Source organism: Streptococcus sp. SO2, assembly GCF_030440025.1.
The window spans coordinates 1-26053 of the sequence record NZ_JAQFJH010000021.1; the positions used below are offsets into that span (position 1 = coordinate 1).

The following is a 26053-nucleotide window of genomic DNA, read 5'->3' on the forward strand; positions in this document are numbered from 1 at the left end:
GTACGGGATTCGAACCCGTGTTACCGCCGTGAAAAGGCGGTGTCTTAACCCCTTGACCAACGGACCTTGAGCTTTTCAACTCTTTCTATTATACCTACTTTTCCGCCTTTGTCAAGGACTTTTTTTCTCTTTATCGAAATTCTGAAAAGATAAGGGAAAGTTCTCTCAGGAGAGCTTTACGTCCTCTAAAGACTTCTCCTCCCATTAGACGGTCTATTAATTCTTGTTTTTCCATACTCTGCTTTGATTTGTAATTCTTTAGAAGTTCGTGAAAGAGATAATAATCGTCCAGCCTGAGTCCTTTCTCTCCTAGACGATGGCTAATCTCACTCACCTCTTCATAGGGTTCTTTGTCAAAACGGCGCTTGTGGCTTTCCTGTTTACGGATGTAATCTAGGATACGATTTCTAAACTTTGTTTTAAAGCAGACATAAAGTCGATGGCGCTCCCCCTCTAGTAACTCTGGGTTGCAACTCACCAGCTCATACAGACATAACATGCCTTCCTGATTCCAGTCCTCTTTCTCCCACAGATGCAAATGATAATCTTTGCGACACTTATGGACGATTCCCTTACTTTCTTCATATAAATCTTTTAGATTCATAGACCTCTCCTTTCTGCATTTAGTTTAGCAAAATGTGCGAGCCACTGGGTCTACTTCCTCTATTCTATACTTCTTCCTCCCTCAACGGCACATAAAAAGAGAGGCAAAGCCTCTCTGGGGTTATAATTCTGCAATTTGGTTGAGATTCACTTCTGCAATCGTATCATTACCAAACATAGAGATAATCATCTTCACTTTGTTGTTATCAATTTCAGTAATTTTACCTGTGTAGTCTGCAAAAGCACCATCAATGATGCGGACTGTCTGGCCAACTTCAACGTCAATATCAAACTCTTGAACAGTTTGTCCCATTGAAACCAGAATATCACGGATTTCTTGTTCCAATAGTGGAGTTGGTTTTGATCTGTTCCCGTGTGAGCCGACGAATCCTGTTACGTTAGGTGTGTTTCGAACAACGAACCATGCTTCATCTGTCATGACCATTTCTACAAGGACATAACCTGGAAAGCGATTCTCTTCAACTTCCTTTTTCTTTCCATTTTTCTCAACTTGCACGGTTTGTGTTGGAATCTCAACGCGTAGAATATTATCCAACATGTTATATGTTTGCGCACGTTGCAATAGATTTTCTTTTACCTTATTTTCATAGCCAGAATAAGTTTGTAGAACAAACCATCCCTTGTCAAAACTATCCATGATATTTCCTTTCATACATATATAGAAGAAAGTTAGCAGAAGTTCTCCGCTTCTCTTCTAAAAAATGTTAATAAATCGAATCAAACCTGAAACAATCAACTGGTCAAAAATGTAAATGATGACCACAAAGAAGGCTGTGTATTCCATAATAGAGCGAAAATCTCTCCAGCTTTCTTTGCGAGTTGGCCAAGTTGTTTCTTTAAGAAGTTTAAAAATATCCTTAATAAAACCCATCGTTCTCTCCTATCTCGTTTCTCTATGTGTCGTATATTTTCCACAATGTTTACAAAATTTATTTACTTCTAGTCGTGTTGGCTTGGGGTTCCCACTAATTTTGATTGAGTAATTCCTTGAACCACAAACTGCACAAGCTAGGCTTGCTTTTTTTAGTGCCATAACGCCTCCATCTTATCTATTATAACAAGAAACCTAGGCTTTGACAAGCCTCTTAACGAAATAGATTAAGGATTGAGTCCCATATTGTCTGGGCTTTTTCTTTTATCTTGGCTTCTGAAATCGCCCGACCTGCTTCATCTACAAGATTTTGAGCACGACTACGAATATCTCCTATCGGATCCTCAGACTGGTTTGTCTCATTTTCAACGGCCTGCTTTTTCGTATTTTCTGGTTCAATCCCATTTTGTTTATAAGCATTCTCAACTGTAAAAGTGCTACCTGGAGTGTAGGGCAAAATGGTATTAGCCATACTTCTAAAGACATGGGCTGCTCCATTTGAGGTCGAACCTGCTAGATAATGACTCTCATCTGTTGTTGGGAAACCGAGCCAGTGGCTGATTACAACATCTGGAGTATAGCCAATCACCCACTGGTCACTGGTATATTCTGGGTTGAAAACAGCTTCAGTCGTACCTGTTTTACCAGCCATAACGTAATCCGCTGGTGACGAACTAATTCCTGTACCATTGGTAAATGTTCCTAGCATCATACTGGTCATTTTATCAGCTACCGACTTATCAATCACTCGTTTTTGGGAATTTTTATGACTCTTTATGACCTGACCGCTGGCATTCTCAATACGAGTGATGAAATGAGCTTCAGGCATTAGACCTCCATTGGCAAAGGCTGCATAGGCTTGCGCCATCTGGAGAGGATTCGTCTCCACACCTCCACCAAGAGCAACTCCAAGAACTCGGTCAACTTTTTCCATATTCAGGCCAAATCTCTCCCCAGCGTCAAAAGCTTTGTCAATACCTAATTCATTTACAGTCGCAACTGCCGGTAGGTTGAGTGATTCCGCCAAGGCCTGATACATAGGCACTTCTGGAGATGTCTTAATGCCCGCATAGTTGTCTACTTGATAACTGTTGTACTGCATCGTATGATTGTCCAGTTGCTTGTTCAAGGCCCATCCTGCTTCTACTGCGGGTGTATAAACAACTAAAGGTTTAATGGTTGAGCCTGGGCTACGCTTAGACTGAGTGGCATAGTTAAAATTGCGGAAGCCTGGTTTGTCATCACCAGCTACACGACCAACAACTCCACGCACTCCACCAGTCTTGGGTTCTAGAGCGACACTACCCGATTCTGCATGCGTTCCGTCTTCTGCTGTTGGAAATAGCGAAGTGTTTTCATAAATAACCTGCATGTTTGCTTGGTAGTTTTGGTCAAGCTCTGTGTAGATTCGATAGCCGTTGTTGACAATCTCTTCTTCTGTGAGATTGTACTTGGAAACCGCTTCGTTGACAACTGCATCAAAATAGGACGGGTAACGATAATCCGAAACTTTGCCTTCATACTTATCTTGCAGTTGAGAAGCCATATCTACTCCAGCCGCTTCGGTCTCTTGATTTTTATCAATATAGCCCGCTGCAACCATATTTTGTAATACAGTATCCCTACGGTTGGTCGAAGTTTCAACAGAATTTAATGGATTATACAATTCTGGTCCCTTGAGCATCCCTGCTAGAGTGGCCGCCTGATCAAGCGTTAGCTGTGAAGCTGATACACCGAAATATTTCTTACTTGCATCTTCAACACCCCATACCCCATTTCCAAAGTAGGCGTTATTGAGGTACATAGTAAGGATTTGCTCCTTGCTGTATTTCTTTGTCAACTCTAAGGCAAGGAAAAACTCCTTGGCCTTCCGTTCAACGGTTTGGTCCTGAGAAAGATAGGCATTTTTCGCCAACTGTTGAGTGATGGTAGACCCCCCTCCAGAACGACCCGCTGTAAGGATGGCTAGAAAGAAACGACCGTAGTTAATCCCATCATTTTTATAAAAGGAACGGTCCTCTGTCGCGACGACAGCATTCTGCAAGTCTTTACTGATATCTGTCAGTTCAACATAGGTTCCCTTTTGACCTGATAGGGCGCCTGCCTCTTTTTCTTCGCGGTCAAAAATCAGAGTTCGTGTTTTCAAGGCATTTTGCAAATCATTAACATTGGTAGATTTGGCTATGGCAAATAGGTAGGTTCCTACTAGCAAACCTGCACTTAACCCTAAAATGATGACGATTTTTGTCAGATGGTAACGACGCCAAAATTTCCGAATCGGACCTACATGGCCTAGTTTTTTTCTATCGCTCCGAGAACGACGCATACTAGTAGAATCAGACTCTGCTGATTCACTCGTTTCTTTTTTAAAGAGAGAAAGAAACTTCTCAAATAATTTATCTAATTTCATGCGTTTATTTTATCATCTTCACCATAGGAACTCAAGAATTTAGCTATTCCCTATCCAAATAGGGCTTTTTTTGTTACAATATCTGTATGCAATTCACATTTACATTACCCGAATCCTTGCCTCAAATGACGGTCAAACAATTCCTAGAGGAACAACTCCTCATCCCTAGAAAGATCCGCCATTTCTTGAGAACAAAAAAGAACATCTTAATTAACCACAAAGAAGTTCACTGGAACGAGATGGTCAAACCAGGAGACGTTTGCCAGTTGACTTTTGACGAGGAAGATTATCCCAAAAAAGAAATCCTTTGGGGAAATCCAGACCTCGTTCAAGAGGTTTATCAAGACCAACATCTCATTATCGTTAACAAGCCAGAGGGAATGAAAACTCATGGAAATCAACCTGATGAAATTGCCCTTCTCAACCATGTCTCTGCCTACATTGGTCAAACCTGCTATGTCGTTCATCGCCTGGATATGGAAACAAGCGGTTTAGTGCTTTTTGCTAAAAATCCTTTTATCCTACCCATTCTCAATCGTTTGTTGGAGAAGAAGGAAATTGCTCGCGAGTACTGGGCACTCGTAAAGGGGCAAGTGGGGAACAAAGAACTTATCTTCCGAGATAAAATTGGTCGTGATCGACACGATCGCAGAAAACGAGTGGTAGATCCCAAAAAGGGGCAACATGCCGAAACCCAGGTAAGCCGACTAAAGCAATTTCCAAATCAGACTACCCTTGTCCGTTGCAAACTAAAGACCGGTCGAACGCATCAAATCCGTGTTCACCTTTCTCACCATAAGCACCCTATCCTAGGCGATCCTCTCTATAATAGTAAATCAAAGACAAATCGGCTTATGCTCCACGCCTTTCGACTTTCCTTTACCCATCCACTCACCTTAGAACAATTGAGTTTTACTGCCCTCTCGGATACTTTCGAAACAGAATTAAAACAAAATGGATGACACTATCATCCATTTTGTTTTATCTAAAAATAGAAAAAGCAAGACCGGAAGGCCTTGCTTTTATCGACTCAAGAATTATTTAGCGATTTTTGCAAAGTATTCAAGAGTACGTACAAGTTGTGCAGTGTATGACATTTCGTTGTCGTACCATGATACAACTTTAACCAATTGTTTACCATCAACGTCAAGAACTTTAGTTTGAGTTGCGTCAAACAATGAACCGTAAGACATACCTACGATATCTGAAGATACGATTGGATCTTCTGTGTAACCGTATGATTCGTTTGAAGCTGCTTTCATAGCTGCGTTTACTTCATCAACAGTAACGTTCTTTTCAAGAACTGCTACCAATTCAGTAACTGATCCAGTTGGAGTTGGAACGCGTTGTGCAGATCCGTCAAGTTTACCGTTCAATTCTGGGATTACAAGACCGATAGCTTTAGCAGCACCAGTTGAGTTAGGAACGATGTTTGCAGCACCAGCGCGAGCACGGCGAAGGTCACCACCACGGTGTGGTCCGTCAAGGATCATTTGGTCACCAGTGTAAGCATGGATAGTAGTCATCAATCCTTCTACAACACCGAAGTTGTCTTGAAGAGCTTTAGCCATTGGAGCCAAGCAGTTTGTAGTACATGAAGCACCTGAGATAACTGTTTCAGTACCGTCAAGAACATCGTGGTTAGTGTTAAATACAACTGTTTTAACGTCGTTTCCACCAGGAGCAGTGATAACAACTTTCTTAGCTCCACCTTTAAGGTGTTTTTCAGCTGCATCTTTCTTAGCAAAGAAACCAGTTGCTTCAAGAACGATTTCTACACCGTCAGTAGCCCAGTCGATTTGTTCTGGATCACGTTCAGCAGAAACTTTAACGAATTTACCGTTAACTTCGAATCCACCTTCTTTAACTTCTACAGTACCGTCGAAACGACCTTGAGTTGTGTCGTATTTCAACAAGTGTGCAAGCATAACTGGATCTGTAAGGTCGTTGATGCGAGTAACTTCAACACCTTCTACGTTTTGGATACGGCGGAAAGCAAGACGACCGATACGGCCGAAACCGTTAATACCAACTTTAACTACCATTAGTGATTTCCTCCTTATGAAAATCATGAAAATTTTATTGTGAAAAGAGTAACTTGAATCACTACAAATCACCTTTCAACAAACCTATTATATAACTATTTGAGTTTAATTGCAAGTACGGGCGTTGATTTTCTCTCCCCCTTTTCTACTTTTTCTCCCCCTTTTTATTCATCCATTTTTTTATTTTCAAAGCATATCTCTAGAATCTTTTATAATATCTGTATATTCTCTTTATTTCAAGGTGAAACTCCAATTTTAACTCTTTCAGAGTTTACAAAAAAGAGACAGGATATTTCCTGCCTCTAGGCTGATAAACGATTATTTACGACGTCCTGGTCGTTCTGCATAACCATAGTAAGCATCTGCCATGATTTCTTCCATGTCAGCTACCATTGGCAAGCGAGGGTTAGCAGGTGAACATTGGTCTTCATAAGCAAGTAAGGCAATTTCATGCAAGCTGTCTTTCCAAGCTTTTTCATCGATTCCAAAGCCTTTGAAGTTCATTGTGATTCCAACTGCTTCACCAAGATCGTAAACTGCTTTGGCATAAGCTTCAACCGCTTCTTCTGGAGTTGAGTGAGGCAATCCAAGCATTCTAGCAATATCTTGGAATTTTTCGTCAGCTTTCCAGTAGTTATACTTAGGCCATGTAGTCGTCTTAGATGGGCGAGTACCATTGTAACGGATAACGTATGGAAGCAAGATTGCGTTTGTACGTCCGTGAACAGTATGGTGAACCGCACCGATCTTGTGGGCCATTGAGTGGCTCATACCAAGGAAGGCATTGGCAAAGGCCATACCAGCCATTGTAGATGCATTGTGCATTTTTTCGCGAGCTTCTGGATCAGCGGTCTTAACAGATTTTTCCAACCATTCAAAGACAAGTTTGATTGTTTGAAGGGCGATACCGTCTGTATAGTCGTTAGCGAAGTTTGAAGTGTAAGCTTCAGTCGCGTGAGTCAAGACGTCCATACCTGTATCCGCAGCGATGAAGTCTGGAACTGACTCAACCAAAGCAGGGTCAACAATCGCAATAGTTGGTGTCAATGAGTAGTCAGCCAATGGGTATTTACGATTGTTTTTCTTATCAGAGATAACGGCAAATGGTGTTACTTCTGAACCTGTACCTGAAGTTGTTGGAATACCAATGTATTTCGCTTTTTTACCAAGTGATGGGAAGCGGAAGGCACGTTTACGGATGTCCATGAATTTTTGAACCAAGTCACGGAAGTCGATTTGTGGTTGTTCGTAGAAGAGCCACATTACTTTGGCCGCGTCCATTGGAGAACCACCACCAAGAGCGATGATTGTGTCTGGTTCAAATGCTCTCATTACTTCAGTACCACGTTCTACAGTTGTGATATCTGGGTCTGGTTCAACGTCTGAGAAGACTTGGACAGTTACACGGTTGCTGCGTTTGTTCAATTGGTCAATAATGCGTTGAACAAAGCCAAGTTTTTCGATAGATTTATCTGTAACAATCATAACGCGTTCAATATCTTCACATGTTTGAAGGTATTGGATAGAATTGCGTTCGAAGTAAATTTTTGAAGGAACTTTAAACCATTGCATATTATTTCTACGTTTCCCTACTTTCTTGATGTTTAGAAGGTTGATCGCACTCACGTTATCACCGACTGAGTTGTGTCCATATGAACCACATCCAAGTGTCAATGATGGAATGAAGGCATTGTATACATCACCGATACCACCGAAAGTAGATGGAGAGTTCCAGATAATACGCATTGCTTTGATTTCTGTACCAAAGCGTTTAGCAAGAGCTTCGTCTTTTGTATGGATAGCTGCTGAGTGACCAAGTCCGTTAAACTCAACCATTTGACGAGCTTTTTTAAGACCGTCTTCTGTATCTTCAGCTTTTAGGACAGCGATAACTGGTGACAATTTTTCACGAGTCAATGGTTCTTTTGGTCCTACTTCTGCGCATTCTGCAGCCAAGATGTTTGTTCCTTCTGGAACGCTGAATCCTGCTTGTTCAGCAATCCATGCTGCTGGTTTACCAACGATGTTTGCATTTAGTTTAGCACCTGCACAGTTTTTGCTATTAGCTTTTACACCGAAACAGAATTCTTCAAGAAGGGCTTTTTCTTTTTTGTTTACAAAGTAAGTGTGATATGATTTGAATTCTTCTACAAATTCGTCATATACTTCTTTATCAATGATAACGGCTTGTTCTGATGCACAGACCATCCCATTATCAAATGACTTAGACATAACAATATCATGAGCAGCTTGACGAAGGTCAGCAGATTTTTCTACATAGGCAGGAACGTTTCCGGCACCTACCCCAAGAGCTGGTTTTCCACATGAGTATGCAGCTTTAACCATGGCATTACCACCAGTTGCAAGGATAGTTGCAACACCTTCGTGGTTCATAAGCGCTCCAGTTGCTTCCATAGATGGTTCTGTAATCCATTGAACACAGTTTTCAGGTGCTCCAGCCGCAATAGCTGCATCACGAACGATTTGTGCTGCGTGAGCTGATGATTCTTGAGCAGATGGGTGGAAGGCAAAAACGATTGGGTTACGTGTTTTCAAAGCAATCAAGGATTTGAAAATCGCTGTTGAAGTTGGGTTTGTTGTCGGAGTGACACCACAGATTACACCGACAGGCTCCGCAATCTTTGTCAAACCTGTAATTGGATCATCTTCGATAACTCCAACTGTTTTAACTCCACGCATATTGTTCACTACGTGCTCACAGGCAAATAGATTCTTTGTTGCCTTGTCTTCAAATACTCCACGACCAGTTTCTTCAACTGCATGTTGTGCAAGGATACCGTGCGCGTCAAGTGCTGCAACCGAAGCTTTTGCCACGATGTAGTCAACTTGCTCTTGGTTCAACTTGCGCATTTCATCAAGCGCAACCAAGGCTTTTTTCACGAGACCATCGACATGCTTTTCAGCAGCAAGTTGTTTTTCCTCTGGTGTTACTGTTTTTTTATCAGCCATATTATCCTCCATAGCCTTTAAGGATTTTATCCTTTGTTAATTTTTTCACAAATTTATTATAACTCTTTTTTTATGCTTTGTAAACAGTTTCATGAGCATTTCACAAAGAAATTTTCTAAGATTGTGATTTTTTTCTCAATATGGCTACGCAACAGAGTTTTGCTTAGACGATTGTGAAATTATGGAGAAAATTTTTTTATTTCACAAAGTTTTTCTAGTTGAGAGTTAGTTATCGAATTCAAAAGTAGAAAGCGTTTTCTTTTTAGATTTTGAAAATAGTCTCCTAACTTGGAGACTACTGTTTTTGTTGAAAAACGCCTTGTTTAAAGGTTCCTTCATAAACAACTTCTTGCTCTGTCGTCAACTTCCCTTGACCTTCAGCCTGACCGTTTACAAAATCACCTTCGTATTTCCAGCCATCTTTTGATTGGAAAGTTCCTTTCCCGTTAAAGGCTCCATTATTGAAATCACCTGTATATTGGTCTCCGTTTTCAAAGGTCAGGGTCCCTTGACCATTCATTTTCCCTCGTACCAAGGTGCCATCATAAACAAGAGCTCCACCATCAAGTGTCAGGACACCCTTTTTAGGCGTATTTAGCAGAAATATCGAAAGAGCACAGAGTACCATTACGACAACTGCAATGAGTTCTAACCTAGGACGAGTTAGGTAAACTCTACACTTCTCATAAAATTGTTTAAGCTTTTCCATTGTCAGTCTCATTTTCTAATCGATCTAGCCAGCGTTGACATCCACTTGTAATACGAGCATAGGTTTCCTCAAAATCTCCTGTATACCAAGGATCTGGGACACTTTCAGCCGCAAAATAGTAGATCTTGTACTGTAGTTCCTGAGGGCACATTTGACGCAGATCTGAAACGTTTGAAGCATCCATTCCGATAACGTAATCAAACGATTCAAAGTCTTCTCTGCCAATCTGAAGCGATGTTTTATCTTTGTCATACGGGATCTGATACTGCTGGAAAATCGCCTGCGTTCCCTTATGAATCGGATTACCATGTTCCCAAGACGAAGTTGCACGACTCTCAACTTGATAATCACTCGTCATGGACTTCATCACAAACTCTGCCATGGGGCTACGGCAAATATTTCCTAAGCACACAAATACTATTTTTTTCATCCCTTTTCCTCTCATCTCATAGAAAAACGGGAGTGACAGGTCTCGTTTTATTCTTCGATTGCTCCGCCTTCGTCAACAACTGTTCCTTCTGGTGTCACAGCTTCTTTGAGTGGCAAAACGGTCTTGATAGCAGCCAATTCAAAAGTCAAGTAGACCCCATCTACATCCAGTACGATTGTTCCTTTTTCAGTATCTACTTCATCCACTGTTCCGTAAAGTCCACCAATTGTAATGACTTCATAGCCTTTTTGAAGCTTGTTCAAGCTTTCCATACGCTTTTGTGCTTGTTTCTTTTGAGAACGTTGCATAAAGAACATCAAGGCCATCATCCCTACAAGCATGATTAAAAAAGTAATATTTGGATCCATTGTTTTCTCCTTTGTATTTTACATAGGACTACTATATCAAATTTCAGCTACTTTTACAAGGTTGTGCCTTGTTTTATGGCAATAAAAAAATCAGAGTTTTTACTCTGATTTTTCTGCGATTATTTCAAGTTTTGAACGACTTTGACTAGATTTTCAACTGTAAATCCGTACTCTGCCAATACTTTTGGTGCTGGGGCAGATGCTCCAAAGGTATCAATACCGAGAACTGCACCATCAAGACCAACATATTTGTACCAGTTTTGAGTTGCACCCATTTCGACTGCAACACGACGGCGGACTGCATTTGGAAGGATTTCTTCCTTGTAAGCTGCATCTTGTGCGTCAAAGACATCTGTAGATGGCATGCTGACTACACGGACTTTTGCGCCTTGACTAGCCAATTCTTTGGCAGCTGCGACAGCGAGATTCACCTCTGAACCTGTTGCAATCAATATCGTATCAAAGTCAGCTGCATTTTCATAGACAACATAGGCACCTTTCGCAACTTTGTCAAAGTCTGTTCCCTCTTCAACAGTCAAGTTTTGACGTGTCAAGACAAGGGCAGTTGGTGTTTTTTCGCTTGTCACAGCAAGGTACCAAGCCGCTTGAGTTTCACGCGCATCTGCTGGGCGGAAAACATTGAGATTTGGCATAGCACGCAGACCTGCTAAGTGTTCAACTGGTTCGTGAGTTGGACCATCTTCACCAACTGCGATCGAATCGTGGGTAAAGACATAAGTCACAGGAAGTCCTTGCAAGGCTGACAAACGGACAGCTGCTTTCACATAGTCAGAGAAGACAAAGAAAGTACCACCGTATACACGAAGTCCACCATGAAGAGCCATCCCGTTCAAGATCGTTCCCATTGCAAATTCACGAACACCAAACTGAATGTTGCGGTTCAAGCGATTAGCGTCGTCTTGAAGTCCGTCCGTTTTGATATAAGTCATGTTTGAGTGAGCAAGGTCAGCTGATCCACCTAGGAAGGTTGGTAGCTTAGCTGCTACAACATTCAAGGCATCCTGACTCGAGTTACGAGTTGCTTGAGAAAATCCATTTTCTAAGGCTGGGAAGTCTGCTGGAGTCACCTCAACTGGGTCACGGCCGTCAATAATGGCTTCTACTTCTGCAGCCAGTTCTGGATGAGCCTCTTTATAGTCAGCAACTAATTTAGTCCAAGCTTGATAAGCTGATGCGCCACGATCTGCAACATTTTCTTTGAAATCAGCATAAACTTCAGCTGGAATTTCAAATGGTTCGTAGTCCCAACCAAGGGCTTGACGAGTTGCGGCAGTTTCATCTGCTCCAAGAGGAGCACCATGTACAGCATTAGTTCCTTGTTTGTTTGGAGAACCGTATCCAATAACAGTCTTCACTTCAATCAAAGATGGTTTTCCTGAAGCTTTAGCTGTTTCGATAGCAGCATGAATAGCCTCAAGGTCTGTTCCATCTTCAACCAAGGCTGTGTGCCAACCGTAGGCATTGTAACGGTCACGAACACTTTCTGTGAAGGAATCTTTTGTCTCACCATCCAAGTTAATGTCATTTGAATCATAAAGAACAACCAACTTGTCGAGCTTTTGCAAACCTGCGTATGAAGCTGCCTCGCTTGAAACACCTTCCATTAAATCTCCGTCGCCACAGATCACATAAGTATAGTGGTCAAAGATATTGAAGCCTTCGCGGTTATACTTCGCTGCAAGGAAACGTTCTGCTTGGGCAAAACCAGTAGCAGTAGAAATCCCTTGTCCTAGAGGACCAGTTGTAGCGTCAACCCCTGCAGTATGGCCAAATTCTGGGTGACCTGGTGTTTTTGAACCCCATTGGCGGAAGTTCTTGACTTCATCCATGCTAACATCTTCAAAACCAGAAAGGTGAAGAAGGGCATAAAGAAGCATTGAACCATGTCCTGCTGAAAGAATAAAGCGATCGCGGTTGATCCAGTTTGGTTGAGCTGGATTGATACGAAGTTGCTTTGTAAAGAGGCTATAGGCCATAGGAGCAGCCCCCATAACCACCCCTGGGTGACCTGAGTTTGCTTTGTTGATGGCGTCAATACCTAGAAAACGAATTGCATTAACAGATAGATTTGACATAGAATTTCCTTTCTCTTTGAGGTGATTAATGAATCACACATCCTATTTTACTATTATATGAAAAAATGCATAGAATAGCAATAAAACAATTTGCGTTCATCTAACACATTTGATTTGTCTATCCCCTCGTCACTTCATAGTACGGGAGCAAGCGCGTATAAGCGTCTTCTAGCTTCTCCAATATCGCTTCTACTGACTGATTTTCAATGAAGGAAACATCTGACTTGACTAAGACTTTACGAACTTCCTGATTTCTCAGCTTCTCTCGTAAAGTACGACGATTTTCTTCATTAGCCTCCATCTTATGACTTTCCCCATTTGAGTAGACTAGATAATAAATTTCTTCTACCGCTGGAAGCTCTAAAACCTTGACTTGCTTGTCTAAGGTCTGTTCATCTTTCTTGCGCTCGATGAAACTAACTTCTAAGGAAATCCCAAAATCTGAACCTTCCCCATACAAACGCAGCGCCAACATAGGTTCTGCCACTTGTCCGTCTCTCTGTAGATAGGCCCAGAAATGTGGCCGCAAGCGTTGTGCTTGGTTCATCCACTGACTAGTCTGTTGCAGTTTCCATTCTGGATGACTTGCTTGAAAAGTTTTAGCCAGTTCTGTAAAAGACTTTCGAGCCTCTTGACCTTTTTGCCGCAAGTCCAACATCTTTTCTCTTTCATCACCAGCTTTATCAGGATTACGGTACTGGACTCCTGCAAATGATAGGTATTCTCTAACTACTTTCAGCATATCTGAATCTTTCCTTTCCTAGCAAAAAATCAGGACGAACCTGATTTTGCTTTGCTTATTCTGCATCTACGACAACATAGCGATTTGGCTCGTCACCTTCAGAGTAACTCGTCACGCCATCCATGCGCGAAATAATGCGATGGATAATCTTGCGTTCGCTATTTGACATTGGATCTGTTTGTTGGCTACGTCCTTCTTCTAAAACGCGAGTCGCCAATTTTTGAGCATAGGTTTGCAAGACTTCTGCACGGTGTTCAACATAATCATTTACATTAATTGTGATGTAGAACGTTCTCGAATAGCGATTGTAAAGGTAATTTTGCGCTAACAGTTGAAGAGCCTTCAAAACTTTTCCGTGATAGCCAATAATACGACCTGGTTCATTGGTGTCAATTTGAAGATTAATGGTGCGGCGATTGTAGTCACTTGAAATCGTCCCTTCAACATCCATATCATCTACAATGGTTTGAACGTAGTTAGCTACTTCAGTTGCCACTTGTTCGATGTCATAACTTGGTTCTACTTTCAAGCCTAAATCTTCTAAAGATTGGCTTGTTGCTTCCTGCGTTTCAGTTTCTTTTTCTGGAGCAGAGTCCACTTCCTCGGTAGTATCCTCTGGTTCCAAATCATTTAAAATTGAAATATGGCCTGTTTCTTCCAAAATCGTGCTGGCGTGCTTTTCATTTTTCAAGATTTCAGCCTTGACCTCTTCAGAGACACCTTGACCTTCTTCTTCAATTTTCTTAATTGCTTCAACTACATGCCCCAAATCAACAGTTGCTTCACTTACTGTTTTCACGGGTTCATTTTTTTCATTGACTTCTTTTGGAACCCCTTTAATGGCCTGCTGATTGGCTTTGATCACTGTCGTTTCACTAATCGCTTCGATATCAACTTGAGCCGGCTTCTTACCAAACAAGCCTAAGAATCCTTTTTTCTCTTTCGAAACGACCTTGATGTGGGCCTTCATTCTTGGGATGTCTAATTCTTTCAATCCTTTTTGGATTGCTTCTTCAACCGTTGAACCTGTAAATAATACCATTATCAGATTCCTCCTTATTTTTTCTTTTTCTGTGCTTTTTTCAAGGCTCTTCTCTTCTTGCCTTCTAAATCTTTTTCTGCTTGCGCCACTGCTTCTCTTTCAGCAATAATCTTGAAAGGATTGTTCAAGAAATAGGTTTGCAAAACTTGATAAGCATTGGATACCGCCCAGTACAAGGCGACTCCACTAGGCGCAGAGATGGCAAAGATAAAGATCAGTACCGGCATCCCGTACATCATCCCTGTCGTAGCTCCACTTTTTTCAGACAAAGCTTTATTCGATAACCAGCTACTCAAGAAGGTAAAGACTGCCGCCAAAATCGGAAGGACAAAACTTGTATCTACTCCTCCCAAATTAATCCATAAAAAGTGACCTGTTTTCAAAAAGTCTACTCGACTCAAGGCTTGAAAGAGCGCCAAGAGAACCGGCATTTGTATTAAAATCGGCCAGAGAGAGGATGAATGTTTGATTCCTAACTCTTTATAAACTTTGCGCATCTCCTGGTCTAGCTTGGTTCTACTTTCCATATCACGACCCGGATATTGCTCTCGCAAAGCCTTGATGCGCGGTTGAGCCTCTTGCATTTTTCTAGAGGCAACCATCTGTGTCTGAAAGACCGGCAATAAAATCGTCCGGATCAAAATCGTGAAGAGGATAATCCCCACTCCGATACTAATGTCAAAGGACAAAAAGCGGATAATTTCAGCAAAAAAATAGACGAATTTGCTCCAAAAGTCTGTCGAATCTGCTGTTATATCGCTAGCTGTACCATTTGTTGCACAGGCTGTCATGATAAACAAGGACAAGCCCAACAAACTAGTCAACTGTAGTTTCTTTTTCACTCCCATTTCCTTCCTGGTAAATCTTTGATAACTTTAATACGTGGAGTAGGTTTTTCTCCATCTCTACATATTCCAAGGTTTCCACCCCTTTTCGAGCAATCACAACAAAATCGACATGATCTACCAGACTCCCCTTTGCATTTTGTATGATATGTCGGATTCGTCTCTTAATTTGATTTCTGGTAACTGCATTTCCCAGCTTTTTGCTGACAGACAGTCCTACTCGAAAATGGTTTTGCTGGTTTTCCAATTGGTAGACAACAAATTTTCGATTGGCAAAACTTGTTCCGTCCTTGAAAATCGCCTTAAAATCTTTCTCTCTTTTTACACGAAAGCTTTTCTTCAAAACTCAACTCCATCTATTAAATTACTACTATTATACCATATTTTTTGAAAAAGCCAATAACAGCAAGGTTTTAGACATTTTCTACATAAAAAAAGCTGGAAAATCTCTTTCCCAACTTCTTTTTACAATCAAATTTTACGTGTATTTACTTATTTTTTCAAGCGCTCAACATCGCGTGCAATCACCAATTCCTCATCTGTTGGAATAACCAAGACACGGATTTTCGCTGCGTCAGTTGAGATGTCTCCCGTTACGCCAAAGACGTTCTTTTCTGGATCCACATCACAACCAAACCAAGAGATACCTGAAATGACATCCTCACGAACCAAAGCTGCATTTTCACCGATCCCTGCTGTGAAGATAATCGCATCTGCTCCATTTAGGACTGCAAGATATTGGCCGATATGTTTTTGGATACGATCGACATACATTTCATAAGCCAAAGTTGCATCATGGTCTCCTGCTTCCATGGCAGCAATCACATCACGCATATCGCTTGACTGACCAGAAACTCCCATGAGCCCTGATTCACGATTGAGAACGCGACTAATATCTTCTGGGGTATTGAAATCCTCTGTATATTGCATGAGATAAGGGATGATAGCAGGGTCAATATCCCCTGTACGAGTTCCCATCATCACACCGCCGAGTGGTGTGAATCCCATAGAAGTATCCACAGACTTCCCACCCTTAACAGCTGTGATAGAAGCCCCGTTACCAATATGGCAGGTAATCAATTTCAAATCTTCTAGAGGACGACCCAAAAGTTTCGCTGCTTCTCCTGCGACAAACTGGTGGCTTGTACCATGAGCACCGTATTTACGAACCTTGTTTTCCGTGTAGTATTTAGTTGGTAGAGGATAGCGATAAGCCTTCTCTGGCATGGTTGTGTGGAATGAGGTATCAAATACGACAACACTGGTAATATCTGGAAGCAATTCCTTAAATGCGCGGATTCCAGCTGCGTTAGCTGGATTGTGAAGAGGAGCCAAGAGTCCCAACTCCTCAACTTTTTCTATCACATCTCCCTCAACAACTGTTGATTCCTTGAAATATTCACCACCTGCAACGACGCGGTGTCCGACACCTGTAATCTCATCGTACCCTTTGATGATGTCAAAACGAATCAAATCATCCAATAAAATTTTAACAGCTTGTGTGTGATCTTCAATATCAAGAATTTGTTGCTCCGAACGACCGTTAAATTTTACTGTTGAAATTGAGTCTTTCAATCCAATACGTTCAATCAAGCCTTTAGCCAAAACTTTTTCCTCAGGCATTTGATAAAGTTGCCATTTCAAGCTTGAGCTTCCTGCATTGATTGCAATTGTTTTTGTCATAAGATGATACCTCTTTTTTAAGCGTTTTCATCTATTATAACAAAATCTCTTTTATATTTCAGTACCTTTGCTCCAATTTTGAAAATTTTCTTTAAAGGTCAACAAAACTGACGGATCTTGCAAGCTAGTAAGAGGGTAAACAAAGGGTTCTATTTCTTTATCTCTTTTCTTCTGTAAGACAAAAATACTTTTAGCTTGGCTTGCAGTTGAGAAAATATCCTCTGGCAGAGCGATGATGGCAGCCAGACTCACTTCGTCTTTGAGCCACCCTTTTAATAAGTCACTTTGAGGACTGGTCAATAAATCACTCGGAGCTAGAAAAATAGCATAGCCATCTGACTTAAGGTACTTGAGCCCTTGCTCCATCAGCAAATGATGGGCATAGGTATGCTCTTGACTAGAAGCCACTTGATAGCGCGAAGCGATGGCATCGTCTGGGTAATAGCCAACAGGCAAGTCGCTAATGACCACGTCGCTTTCCTTAAGCATTTGCGGACGAACCGCGTCGCCTTGAACAAAACCAGCCTGTAAACCAATCACATCTGCCATACTGGCTGCCAAATCAATCAGCAAGTCATCCACTTCGATTCCCAAGTAATCTACTTTTTTAGAGAGAGAAGTCAAGAAAGTAGCCCCCAAAATGCCCATACCAGAACCTATTTCGAGGATGCTAATTTCCTCTTGTTCAAACAACTCTTCCACAACAAGTACCAAGAGGAGGGCAATGGCATCTGGTGTAAACTGGTGATTGGCCTGTAAAGGTTCCGTTTGTCCTGCCTTCATCAAGAGAAACTGGTAGGTCTTGAGCCACTCTTCCTTGCGAAGCGCTAAGCGCTTAAGGGCTTGATTGTTCTCCTTGACCTGCTCCAGCTCTGTCTCGCCATCTAGGTAGATACTATTTTGCTCTACTAAGGCATCATAAAAGTTGGTCGCCAAATCACTTTGGATGACTTGGACATTCTCTAGTAAATACGTATAAGCTTGTTCTATTTTTTCAAAATCCATATTCCTATCTTATCAAAATTCCCCTATTTTTTCCATCTGAAGAGAAAAAATCACTGCTTTAGTCAGCGAGTGATTTTTGGGCTACTGTTAAAAAGAGTTCTGCGTAATTTCCGAGGAAAAGACCTTCAGCACTATAGAGAATCTGACTGCCAATGCTCGAAAAACCAAACTGGGCGAGCTTGGTTTCCAGTTCAGCTAAATCAAAACCATGGTGGTTGGTATCTGTCTTGACAAAATCAGCGATGAGAACTTGTCCATTCTCCCTAAGGTGATGGTAAAACATGGCAAGAGTTGCATCTAGATCAGGCATATGATGAAGAACCCGACTGACAACAATCAGGTCAAATTGTTGCTCTAAGGGATTCACCAGTAAATCCTGCTCCAAGAGTTGAAGATTCCTGATTTCTTGTTCCTTTGCTTTCAAACGGGCTTGCTCCAGCATCTTCTCCGAGATGTCTACAAGGGTAACCGACTGGGCTTGCTTAGCTAGAGGCAAGGCTAACAGACCCGTCCCACCACCAAAGTCCAGTATTGCCTTGTCTGGTAGAAAATCAATCTGTGCTTCAACTGCTTGACAAACCAAATTTGCAAGAAAGATATTTTTGGGCGAATCAAAGGTTTCTGCTTTGTGATTAAAATCATGTTTCATGCTTTTAGTTTAGCACAAAGTAGTTGAATTGACTAGGAATTATCTTTCTTTTCAGGCTTTTCTTCTGATTTTTTCTTCCCTGCTTGATTGCTTGAATCAGTCGCTACCTCTTCCTTTTTAGCTGTTTTCTTTTCTTGGGTTTCCATCGGAGGAAAGAGAAATTCATAGTCTCCCTTATTCATACGAACACTTGTTGCAAAACCTGTTTTCGTATTGTGATACCTGACTTTTCCTAAGTTGAAGACTCGTTCCCCACTTTCTTGCTCAGCCTTATCCTTACTTCGCTTGGCCATGGCAAAAGCTGCCAACTTCTCTTTGTTTAGGGTATAGTCTTTGTGATGGGCGACTTGCCGGTTCAAATAAAACTGCAACAAAAGGCTAAAAATAGCTGCCATGGTAACTGCATATAAGAGAACGCCTGCCTTAACTTTTTGCTTTTTCCACACGATAGATGAACTCCCTTTCTAAGCCTTTTTGAAATTGGAAACGAAAGTGAATCAGTTGATTTTCCTCTGTGATTTGAGCTGATTTGAGGCCATAAACCATTGGCTGGTAACCTCGTCCACTGCTATCGGTCTTCCGAAAATCATCCGATTTAGATTTCCCTATAGAGATATCCTTACCATCCTGTTTCATGTAGAGGCGATTGCCTTCTACCTTTTCAAACTGCGAACGCTCTAACTCAGCTTCTAGCTGGTCTACAAACAGGAGCCATTCCTTTTGCTCGCTTTGTTGCTGGTAGCGAACTTCTGAAATAAGGAGCTGACTCATGGCTTGAAAGAGAAGCAAGCCACCGCTAATGACGATAAGGGCTAGCAGAGATTCCAAAAGAGTGAAAGCCCTTACCTTACTGCTCTTTAAGGTCGAGTAACTTCTCTGAACCATGATAGACCTCCACTCCTTTTTCACTAGAAAACACCTGAATCTCCACTCCGTTTATGTTTACCTGATTTTGACCTGTCTGCAGAGCCATCTTCGCCACACGCAAGACTTCTTCCTTTTGCAAGATTTCTGCCTCTTCTTGTCTATTTTTCTGAATTTGTCCCAAAAGAAGGGTCGCAATACTGGCAAAAACGGCTAGAGCAACCACCGCTTCCAGTAAAATCACTGCCTTAATTTTTAGTTTCCTTAATGCGTTTAATTTTTCCATTTCCTAGATATAATTGATAGCGAATCGCTCCTTTGTTAGTCTGAAATTCAACCTTAGCCAGGGACGAATTGCCCCCAGCTCGGTCAAATATAATGCTTTGTCCTGATGGTGCCTGAATTCCTTTAGGAACTGTCAACTTTTGACTGCCATTACTGATCGTCTGTCCATCTAAGTTCAAGCTGGTCTTTTGCTGACTGGCTAGACTGCGTTTTTGTGTTTCCCGATAGAGTTCTTCAAACTCCATAAAGAAAATCTGCTCCTCTACCGCTGCAAAAGTGGACTGGACAGAACCGGACAAGCCCAAGGCAATCATACTTACAAGTCCCAAAACCAAGAGACTTTCCAGCATGGTAAAGGCCTTAATCTGCAACAGTTTGACTTGTTTTTTGTTTTGCATGGTAGTCTTTATAAGCTTTGGCTTGCTCAGCTGTGATACGGCCGTCCGCTTGTAATTTGCTAAGGCTAGCATCTTCATTCTTGTCCAGACTATAGAGCTCTGCCTGGCTTTCTACGACCTTGACAACAGCAGCTTTTCCTTTATCATCTACGGCATCCTTTTGCTTGGTCAAATTGGGCACAAAGAGCAAGAGAAGAACACTGATGATGAGCAAGACCACTAGCATCTCTACCAAAGTGAAAGCTTTAACCTTGGCTTTTTTTAAATTTGTCATGAGTTTTTTCACTTTAAAAATTTACCTCTATATTTTGATACATGGGCATAAGCATTGCCGCATAAAGTAAAACGATAATCAGAGCCACAAAGATAAAAACCAGTGGCTGTACTAAGTTCATGGTACGATTAACTCGGGTAAAAAAGGCTTCCCAAGTTTTTTCAGCATAGATTTCCAACTCACTCCCCAGCTTGGACTTGACTTCCCCATACTCGATGATGAGACTCAACTCCTTTTTAAAGAAAGGATAGGTTCCTATAGTCTGAGAAAATTCGCGGCCATTTTGCAGGGCTTGAGCCAGATCTTGACCGATTTCTTTAAAGAGCTGGGAACCTTGTTCCTGCATGATCTGAAAAATCTGCGTCAGCTCCATTCCCTGCGAAATCATATTGCCCCATTCACGCGCGTAATAGGCCGTCAGATAGGTCTGGACAAAGATTCCTAGAAAGGGAACCCGTGCCAACATCGAGAAAACCCGCATCTTGGAACTTCTTTTGTAGAAAGTGAGGGCTAAAAGTAAAGATAGAGAGCAAACCAGCACTAGTCCCAGAAATATTTGTGGCAGATTGCCGATGATTTGAGTGGCAATATTGCTACTGTCCAGTTGGGGAAGTAGATAGTTTCTCAACCCCAGCATGATTAGCAGGAGAAATCCCAGCAAAATCAGGGGATAGGTCGCCACTTCAATTAACTTCTTCTTGACCTTGGACAAATTATCCAGATATTCTTCTATCTTCCCCAGACTCAGGTGAAGATTTCCATGCACTTCAGCTAGAGATAATTGGGTCACAATGGCACTTGAAAAACCCAAACTTTCCATCATTTCTGAGAATGATTTCCCCTGAGCCAAGCCTTGGTGCATCTGGGCCACATAGTCCTTTTCTAGCAGGGCACTTCTTCCCAAGAAAGAAATAATTTCCACCAAATGAAAGCCACTGGAGAAGAGGTTGTTAAACAAAGTGATGATTTTCTTCTGCTTAGCTGTAGCTAATTTTTTCCGTTTCAGCCTGAAGACTTGTGATATGTCCATCTTTAAGAAGCTGATCAATCTGCTCATTCCAGCTAGTTGGCTGGTGTTCTTGATAGTCTTTGTTTGCAAAGTCAACGATTCCTCCTCCCCCGATTAATCTCTGGTAGCAGACTCCTTGCAGGACAACTGCTAGTTCCTCCTCCGTCACACCCAACTCCAGAAGGCGTTCATAAACACCTCGGATACTCTTGGCATGAATGGTTGAAAAAACTGTCGCCCCTGTCAAACTGGCTCTAACTACTGCACGCGCCGTCTCGCTATCCCGAATTTCACCAATAATCAAGAGGTCAGGACGATGCCGGAGAGACAGTTTGATGAGATTTTCATAGGTCAAGCCAATCGCTTCATTTAACTGCAACTGGAGCATGTCGTCCTGCTTGATTTCGACAGGATCTTCGATGGACATAACCTGTTGCCCCTTAAAAAGTGACTTGGCCAATTCGTGCATCAAGGTCGTCTTGCCACTTCCGACTGGACCTGCAAAGAGATAGAGTCCCCGTTGCCTGTACTGCTTGCCCAATTCTTTAATATCCTGAAACCAAAAATGCAAATCCTGCTCTTCATCGTGTAACAAACGAATAACCAAACTCTCATGTCCCCGATAATCTCCTACGGTAGACAAACGCAGAGAAGACACCTTCTCCCCATGCTGATAGTCGCAAGAGCCCAGCTGACTACGTCTCTTCTCCCCTACATTCATACCCGCTACAAACTTGAAATGACTAATCACAGCAGCTAAAACATCAAACTCATAGGAGTCAACGAGACACCGCTCGTCTCCAACCCGCATGTGAAGCTCGTAGGACTTTTCCTTGGGAATGAAATAGATATCCTGAGCCTTCTTTTCTTTCGCAGTAGCAATAATTTTCTGTGCAATTTCTTGTACCATACCGCCCTCCTTATCTAACTATTCGCAAAAAATTGAAAAAAATAAAAAGCAACTTTTAAAAGTTACTTTTTATCTCCATTTCATGCGGCAAGAACGGTGCTTTTCTTGACCTGTTTGTTTTTCGTAGCCTGGACGTAGCTTTTCATCGGGAATGACTTGCTCATCCTGTAAAAGTGCCAAAGAATGGTACTGTTGCAAATACTCATCACACTCATCACACCAGCGTTGGTCGGCAGGATCCCAAAAAATAGTCATCAAATCACTCCGACTCTTATAAAGAGGATTCTTCTTTTCCAGCTCAAACCAGCATGATTTATAATATTTTAGAGCATCATAATACTTGTCAAAAGATTGACTCATGATGACATCTTCTTCCCAACCTTCTATGAACCACCACGGTTCAAAATCCCCATACATTTCTATAACACGATACATTCTTACTACTTCCTTTGTATCGTATATTATATCTAATTTTTTATTACAAGAAAAGGATTTTGCTTGCCTTTCCCTTTAGGAAGACTTCTTTAAATAGCTTTTCAGCCTATCATAAAAATAGGAGTCCTTTATTGACCCCTATTTTTATCTTTTTAGGCTTGATAACGTTTCACACCATCTAGGTAGGTTGCTACCAATTCCAAATCTTTATCTAATACGATAAAGTCGGCGTCGTAACCTTCACGGATTTGACCACAGACATCATCGATGTGAACAGATTTTGCTGGGTTGAGGCTGGCCATCATGACTGCTTCATGCGGATTCGCAATGCCCCATTCGACCACATTCTTCAAACCATCTTTGAGTTTAAGGATAGAACCTGCCAAATTGCCTGTCGATTTGAGGCGAGCAGTTCCATTAGCAACAACTACTGGGAATTCTCCCAACATGTAATCTCCATCTTCCAAGCCACCAGCTGTCATACAGTCTGTGATAAGGGCGATATTTTCAGTTCCTTTTTGCTTGAGCAAAATATCACAGGCCTTTGGATCTACGTGGTGACCGTCACAGATCAACTCTGCATAAGTATGTGGCAATTCATACATGGCTCCCACCATACCGAGCTCACGGTGAGTCAACCCACGCATCCCATTGTAGGCATGTACCCAAACACTCGCTCCAGCGTCGACTGCTTTTTTAGCTTCATCAAAAGTCGCATTGGAGTGCCCAAGAGCAACGGTCACTCCTTCACCCGTAATCGTACGAACAAAGTCTTCTACACCTTCGCGTTCTGGCGCAAGGGCGATTTTATTGAGCAGGCCATTGGCTGCTTTTTGCCAAGCACGAAACTCATCCATACGAGGGTCTTTCATATAGGCAGGGTTTTGGGCTCCTTTGTATTTCTCTGTGAAATACGGACCTTCAAAATAGATCCCACGAATCTTGGCTCCACTTGCTTCCTGGTAACGAGCACCGATATTTTCAGTTACTGCAAGCAACTGCTCGTAAGAGGAAGTCAAGGTCGTTGGCAAGAAGCTGGTAACACCCGTGCTAAGCAATCCTTCACTCATGGTATGAAGGGTTCCTTCGATGTTATTATCCATGACATCCACACCACCAAATCCATGAATATGGGTATCCACAAGTCCTGGGGCAATGCTATAACCTGTATAGTCAATCACCTCAGCTCCCTCGGGAATCTGTTCTACATGTTTGCCAAACTTGCCATCCACAAGTTCCAAGTAACCGCCACGACGAACTCCGTGTGGGTAGAAAAACTGATCCGCTTTAATATAATTAGGCATAATGATAACCTCCTTGATAGATTGATTCTAGAATTTATTATGTCAATTACATTATAAACCTTTCTTTTTCATTTGTAAATGGTATAGACCTATTTTCTAGAGATATTTTAAAAGAGCTGGATTTTTCCAACTCTTTAATTTTATTTTGATTTTACAGGCAGTTCTTGAGCAGCCTTTACAGCAGCTGCAATCGTCTCTGCGTAAAGTTTAGCACCTTCTTCAATCATGTTGCTATCATTTCCAAAGTGGACTTGGTCGGTTCCAGCCCAGATTTCAGGATGTTCCTTAGCAACCTTATTCCAGTCAGCGATGCTCACGTAAGGATTCTTTTCAGCTAATTCCCGTGCATAAGCCGCATACTGCTCCACTGATGTGTAAGTGTCCTTGCTCTTGTCTCCCTCATAAGGTGTCACCAGTATCAGATGGTGTCCTTTCGGTAGATTGTTCACGATGCTGTCCAAATCATTCTTGTAACCTTCAGGATTGTTGACTCCCGTTGCAATGACAACTGTTTTTAGCAGCGCCTTGTTCTGACTGTTATTGAGCATGATGTCATTGGCTTGCTTGGTCGTTCGGCTAACCTGGGCATTGATATTCGCTTCAGGGAGTGCCTCTTGTAAGGCTGTATTGGCACGCAAGGCTACCGAATCTCCTATTAGGCTTGTTCCCTCAGAAATTCCTAGGCGACTCAGTTCAGCTTGTTCAGCAAGAGTCTTTGTTTGTCCTATATTGGTCTGGGCTTGTTTGAAACCATTGACCATCAAGTCTGTCTCAAAAGCTCCAACCTGAGGAGCCACAGCTATGATAATCAAGGTAAGCAAGGTAAGAATGCCAGCACCAGTAGCACTAATTGGTTTAATATGAGGTAATCGACTAATCTTCCGTATTAAAGGATTGGATTTACCGGCAATCAACGGCTCAATAATATAGAAGGATAGGATAGCAAAGAAATAAGAAAAGATGATCGTCAGAATAACAGCAGGCAGATTACTCATCAAGTGAGAAAAGATAATATAAAAAGGCCAGTGGAAGAGATAAACCGCATAGCTGGTATCCGCTAAAAATGTAATGATCCGAGGTTCTTGTATCTCAGGCGTTTTCTCATGCAAGACACGCGCAGCAAAAATCATGGTCACTGCCGCTAAACTTGCTAGCAAGAAACCAAATAAGTACGCAAACAGGTAGGTGAACTTGACAAAGAAAGTCAAGAGCATTAACACCAAGAGACCTGCAGCAAATACCAGTAGATTCTGACGAATATCCCACATCCGATCAAACTGCTTGACTAAATCGCTCGTCTGACGAACCCCCACAACCGTCGCCAAAATGCTTCCTAAAAAGAAGGGATAGACATGGGTCAAACTTGAAAAGTAGACAGATGAATAGGAACTCGCCATTAGACTACCAATAAACATGGAGAAAAAGCTAATGATAAAAGCTCCAGCAGAAAGGAGAAAGACCATCCCTCTCAATTGACTACTAGATTTTGAACGTTTCGATAAAAACCAAACCGCTAAGCCCCAAAGGATATAGTAGTGAACCTCAACAGCTAGGCTCCAGTTGTGAACAAAGAGATGCGGAATGAACTGGGATTCATAACTTCCCCCTGTTAACATTTCGTAGAAGTTGGTCATAAAACCGAGAACTCCAGCAACCTGGCCACCAATTCCAGCAACATAGTCTTGACGAACCAAGAAAGTAAAAGGCATGGTCACCAAAACCATCAGCACCACAGGTGGCACGATGCGGTAAAACCGTCTCTTAAAAAAGCCCAGCAAATCGATCTGGCGTGCCTTCCCAAATTCTTCTAAAAGGAGGGAGGTGATCAAAAATCCTGAAAAAGTGAAAAAGACATCTACCCCAAAGAATCCTCCAGGAAAGATCGTTTGAAAGAAGTGGTACAAAAGCACCAAAAGTAAACCTGTAATCCTAATCAAGGAAAACCATTTAATACGCATACGAGTCTATTCTCCATTAAATTAGGAAGCAAAACACCACCTAATTTCCATTCCATTATACTCCCTATTCTATCAAAAAAATAGGAAAAATCCTAAGAGAAAACTTAGGATTTTGGCATTCTATTTT

Annotated in this window: 29 protein-coding genes; 1 reads left to right on the forward strand and 28 read right to left on the reverse strand. The window is 41.8% G+C overall.

Features of this window, described 5'->3' with window-relative positions; genetic code table 11:
- Positions 1-130: 130 nt before the first annotated feature.
- From PCY17_RS11070 to pbp2a, 5 genes are all read right to left on the reverse strand, one after another.
- Complete coding sequence (locus PCY17_RS11070; protein ID WP_001049309.1) at positions 131-604, reverse strand: hypothetical protein; 474 nt, start codon at positions 602-604, stop codon at positions 131-133.
- A gap of 120 nt (positions 605-724) precedes the next feature.
- Entirely contained in the window at positions 725-1261 is a 537-nt protein-coding gene (gene nusG, locus PCY17_RS11075; RefSeq protein ID WP_000376732.1) for a transcription termination/antitermination protein NusG, read from the reverse strand.
- 57 nt (positions 1262-1318) lie between these two features.
- Complete coding sequence (secE, locus tag PCY17_RS11080) at positions 1319-1495, reverse strand: preprotein translocase subunit SecE (RefSeq protein ID WP_000505776.1); 177 nt, start codon at positions 1493-1495, stop codon at positions 1319-1321.
- 9 nt (positions 1496-1504) lie between these two features.
- Complete coding sequence (rpmG, locus tag PCY17_RS11085; protein WP_001809375.1) at positions 1505-1657, reverse strand: 50S ribosomal protein L33; 153 nt, start codon at positions 1655-1657, stop codon at positions 1505-1507.
- 52 nt (positions 1658-1709) lie between these two features.
- Positions 1710-3905, reverse strand: a complete 2196-nt coding sequence (gene pbp2a / locus PCY17_RS11090; protein ID WP_049478889.1) for a penicillin-binding protein PBP2A — start codon at positions 3903-3905, stop codon at positions 1710-1712.
- A gap of 86 nt (positions 3906-3991) precedes the next feature.
- On the opposite strand from pbp2a, the gene PCY17_RS11095 reads away from it, so the two are divergent.
- A complete protein-coding gene (locus tag PCY17_RS11095) occupies positions 3992-4867 on the forward strand; it encodes an RluA family pseudouridine synthase (protein ID WP_001160826.1) in 876 nt (291 codons plus the stop codon).
- A 75-nt stretch (positions 4868-4942) separates the two neighbouring features.
- Here the strand turns inward: PCY17_RS11095 and gap are convergent, their stop codons facing one another.
- The 23 genes from gap to PCY17_RS11210 form a co-directional block, all read right to left on the reverse strand.
- The gene (gene gap, locus PCY17_RS11100; protein WP_000260682.1) at positions 4943-5950 is read right to left on the reverse strand and encodes a type I glyceraldehyde-3-phosphate dehydrogenase; all 1008 of its coding nucleotides are present in this window, start codon (positions 5948-5950) and stop codon (positions 4943-4945) included.
- Between the two features lie 318 nt (positions 5951-6268).
- Positions 6269-8920, reverse strand: a complete 2652-nt coding sequence (gene adhE / locus PCY17_RS11105) for a bifunctional acetaldehyde-CoA/alcohol dehydrogenase (protein ID WP_084879955.1) — start codon at positions 8918-8920, stop codon at positions 6269-6271.
- Between the two features lie 295 nt (positions 8921-9215).
- Entirely contained in the window at positions 9216-9629 is a 414-nt protein-coding gene (locus PCY17_RS11110) for an MORN repeat-containing protein (protein WP_084879954.1), read from the reverse strand.
- Positions 9616-10059, reverse strand: a complete 444-nt coding sequence (locus PCY17_RS11115) for a low molecular weight protein-tyrosine-phosphatase (protein ID WP_084879952.1) — start codon at positions 10057-10059, stop codon at positions 9616-9618. Before PCY17_RS11115 ends, PCY17_RS11110 begins: the two co-directional genes overlap by 14 nt.
- Positions 10060-10106: 47 nt before the next feature.
- Complete coding sequence (gene yajC / locus PCY17_RS11120) at positions 10107-10427, reverse strand: preprotein translocase subunit YajC (protein ID WP_076984827.1); 321 nt, start codon at positions 10425-10427, stop codon at positions 10107-10109.
- Positions 10428-10546: 119 nt separating this feature from the next.
- On the reverse strand, positions 10547-12523 hold the full coding sequence (gene tkt / locus PCY17_RS11125; protein ID WP_084879951.1) for a transketolase: 1977 nt from the start codon (positions 12521-12523) through the stop codon (positions 10547-10549).
- A gap of 118 nt (positions 12524-12641) precedes the next feature.
- On the reverse strand, positions 12642-13265 hold the full coding sequence (locus PCY17_RS11130) for a hypothetical protein (protein WP_049478137.1): 624 nt from the start codon (positions 13263-13265) through the stop codon (positions 12642-12644).
- A 55-nt stretch (positions 13266-13320) separates the two neighbouring features.
- Positions 13321-14307, reverse strand: coding sequence for an RNA-binding cell elongation regulator Jag/EloR (gene jag / locus PCY17_RS11135; RefSeq protein WP_049478136.1), 987 nt, complete (start codon positions 14305-14307; stop codon positions 13321-13323).
- Between the two features lie 14 nt (positions 14308-14321).
- On the reverse strand, positions 14322-15149 hold the full coding sequence (locus tag PCY17_RS11140; RefSeq protein ID WP_162837252.1) for a membrane protein insertase YidC: 828 nt from the start codon (positions 15147-15149) through the stop codon (positions 14322-14324).
- The gene (gene rnpA / locus PCY17_RS11145; RefSeq protein WP_084879949.1) at positions 15124-15495 is read right to left on the reverse strand and encodes a ribonuclease P protein component; all 372 of its coding nucleotides are present in this window, start codon (positions 15493-15495) and stop codon (positions 15124-15126) included. Before rnpA ends, PCY17_RS11140 begins: the two co-directional genes overlap by 26 nt.
- A 149-nt stretch (positions 15496-15644) precedes the next feature.
- Positions 15645-16835: an acetate kinase gene (locus PCY17_RS11150; RefSeq protein ID WP_049519112.1), complete on the reverse strand. Its 1191-nt coding sequence runs from the start codon at positions 16833-16835 to the stop codon at positions 15645-15647.
- A 51-nt stretch (positions 16836-16886) separates the two neighbouring features.
- Complete coding sequence (locus tag PCY17_RS11155) at positions 16887-17840, reverse strand: class I SAM-dependent methyltransferase (protein ID WP_049519113.1); 954 nt, start codon at positions 17838-17840, stop codon at positions 16887-16889.
- 58 nt (positions 17841-17898) lie between these two features.
- Entirely contained in the window at positions 17899-18489 is a 591-nt protein-coding gene (locus PCY17_RS11160) for a class I SAM-dependent methyltransferase (RefSeq protein WP_070696780.1), read from the reverse strand.
- A 32-nt stretch (positions 18490-18521) separates the two neighbouring features.
- Positions 18522-18935 carry a competence type IV pilus minor pilin ComGG gene (gene comGG / locus PCY17_RS11165; protein ID WP_061588016.1) on the reverse strand — a complete coding sequence of 138 codons (414 nt, stop codon included), beginning with the start codon at positions 18933-18935 and terminating at the stop codon, positions 18522-18524.
- A complete protein-coding gene (gene comGF / locus PCY17_RS11170) occupies positions 18913-19374 on the reverse strand; it encodes a competence type IV pilus minor pilin ComGF (protein ID WP_301395550.1) in 462 nt (153 codons plus the stop codon). Before comGF ends, comGG begins: the two co-directional genes overlap by 23 nt.
- Positions 19337-19639: a competence type IV pilus minor pilin ComGE gene (gene comGE, locus PCY17_RS11175; protein WP_000413367.1), complete on the reverse strand. Its 303-nt coding sequence runs from the start codon at positions 19637-19639 to the stop codon at positions 19337-19339. The genes comGF and comGE overlap by 38 nt, the downstream gene beginning before the upstream one ends.
- The gene (gene comGD, locus PCY17_RS11180; protein ID WP_301395553.1) at positions 19602-20036 is read right to left on the reverse strand and encodes a competence type IV pilus minor pilin ComGD; all 435 of its coding nucleotides are present in this window, start codon (positions 20034-20036) and stop codon (positions 19602-19604) included. The genes comGE and comGD overlap by 38 nt, the downstream gene beginning before the upstream one ends.
- Positions 19999-20322, reverse strand: coding sequence for a competence type IV pilus major pilin ComGC (gene comGC / locus PCY17_RS11185; protein ID WP_000735800.1), 324 nt, complete (start codon positions 20320-20322; stop codon positions 19999-20001). The genes comGD and comGC overlap by 38 nt, the downstream gene beginning before the upstream one ends.
- A gap of 1 nt (position 20323) precedes the next feature.
- Positions 20324-21340 carry a competence type IV pilus assembly protein ComGB gene (gene comGB, locus PCY17_RS11190; RefSeq protein ID WP_301395565.1) on the reverse strand — a complete coding sequence of 339 codons (1017 nt, stop codon included), beginning with the start codon at positions 21338-21340 and terminating at the stop codon, positions 20324-20326.
- On the reverse strand, positions 21288-22229 hold the full coding sequence (comGA, locus tag PCY17_RS11195; RefSeq protein WP_301395555.1) for a competence type IV pilus ATPase ComGA: 942 nt from the start codon (positions 22227-22229) through the stop codon (positions 21288-21290). The genes comGB and comGA overlap by 53 nt, the downstream gene beginning before the upstream one ends.
- A gap of 69 nt (positions 22230-22298) precedes the next feature.
- Positions 22299-22664, reverse strand: coding sequence for a DUF1033 family protein (locus PCY17_RS11200; RefSeq protein ID WP_000286399.1), 366 nt, complete (start codon positions 22662-22664; stop codon positions 22299-22301).
- 152 nt (positions 22665-22816) lie between these two features.
- Positions 22817-23968: an N-acetylglucosamine-6-phosphate deacetylase gene (nagA, locus tag PCY17_RS11205; RefSeq protein ID WP_001134442.1), complete on the reverse strand. Its 1152-nt coding sequence runs from the start codon at positions 23966-23968 to the stop codon at positions 22817-22819.
- Positions 23969-24108: 140 nt separating this feature from the next.
- Positions 24109-25926 carry an acyltransferase family protein gene (locus tag PCY17_RS11210; RefSeq protein ID WP_084921487.1) on the reverse strand — a complete coding sequence of 606 codons (1818 nt, stop codon included), beginning with the start codon at positions 25924-25926 and terminating at the stop codon, positions 24109-24111.
- Between the last annotated feature and the right edge of the window lie 127 nt (positions 25927-26053).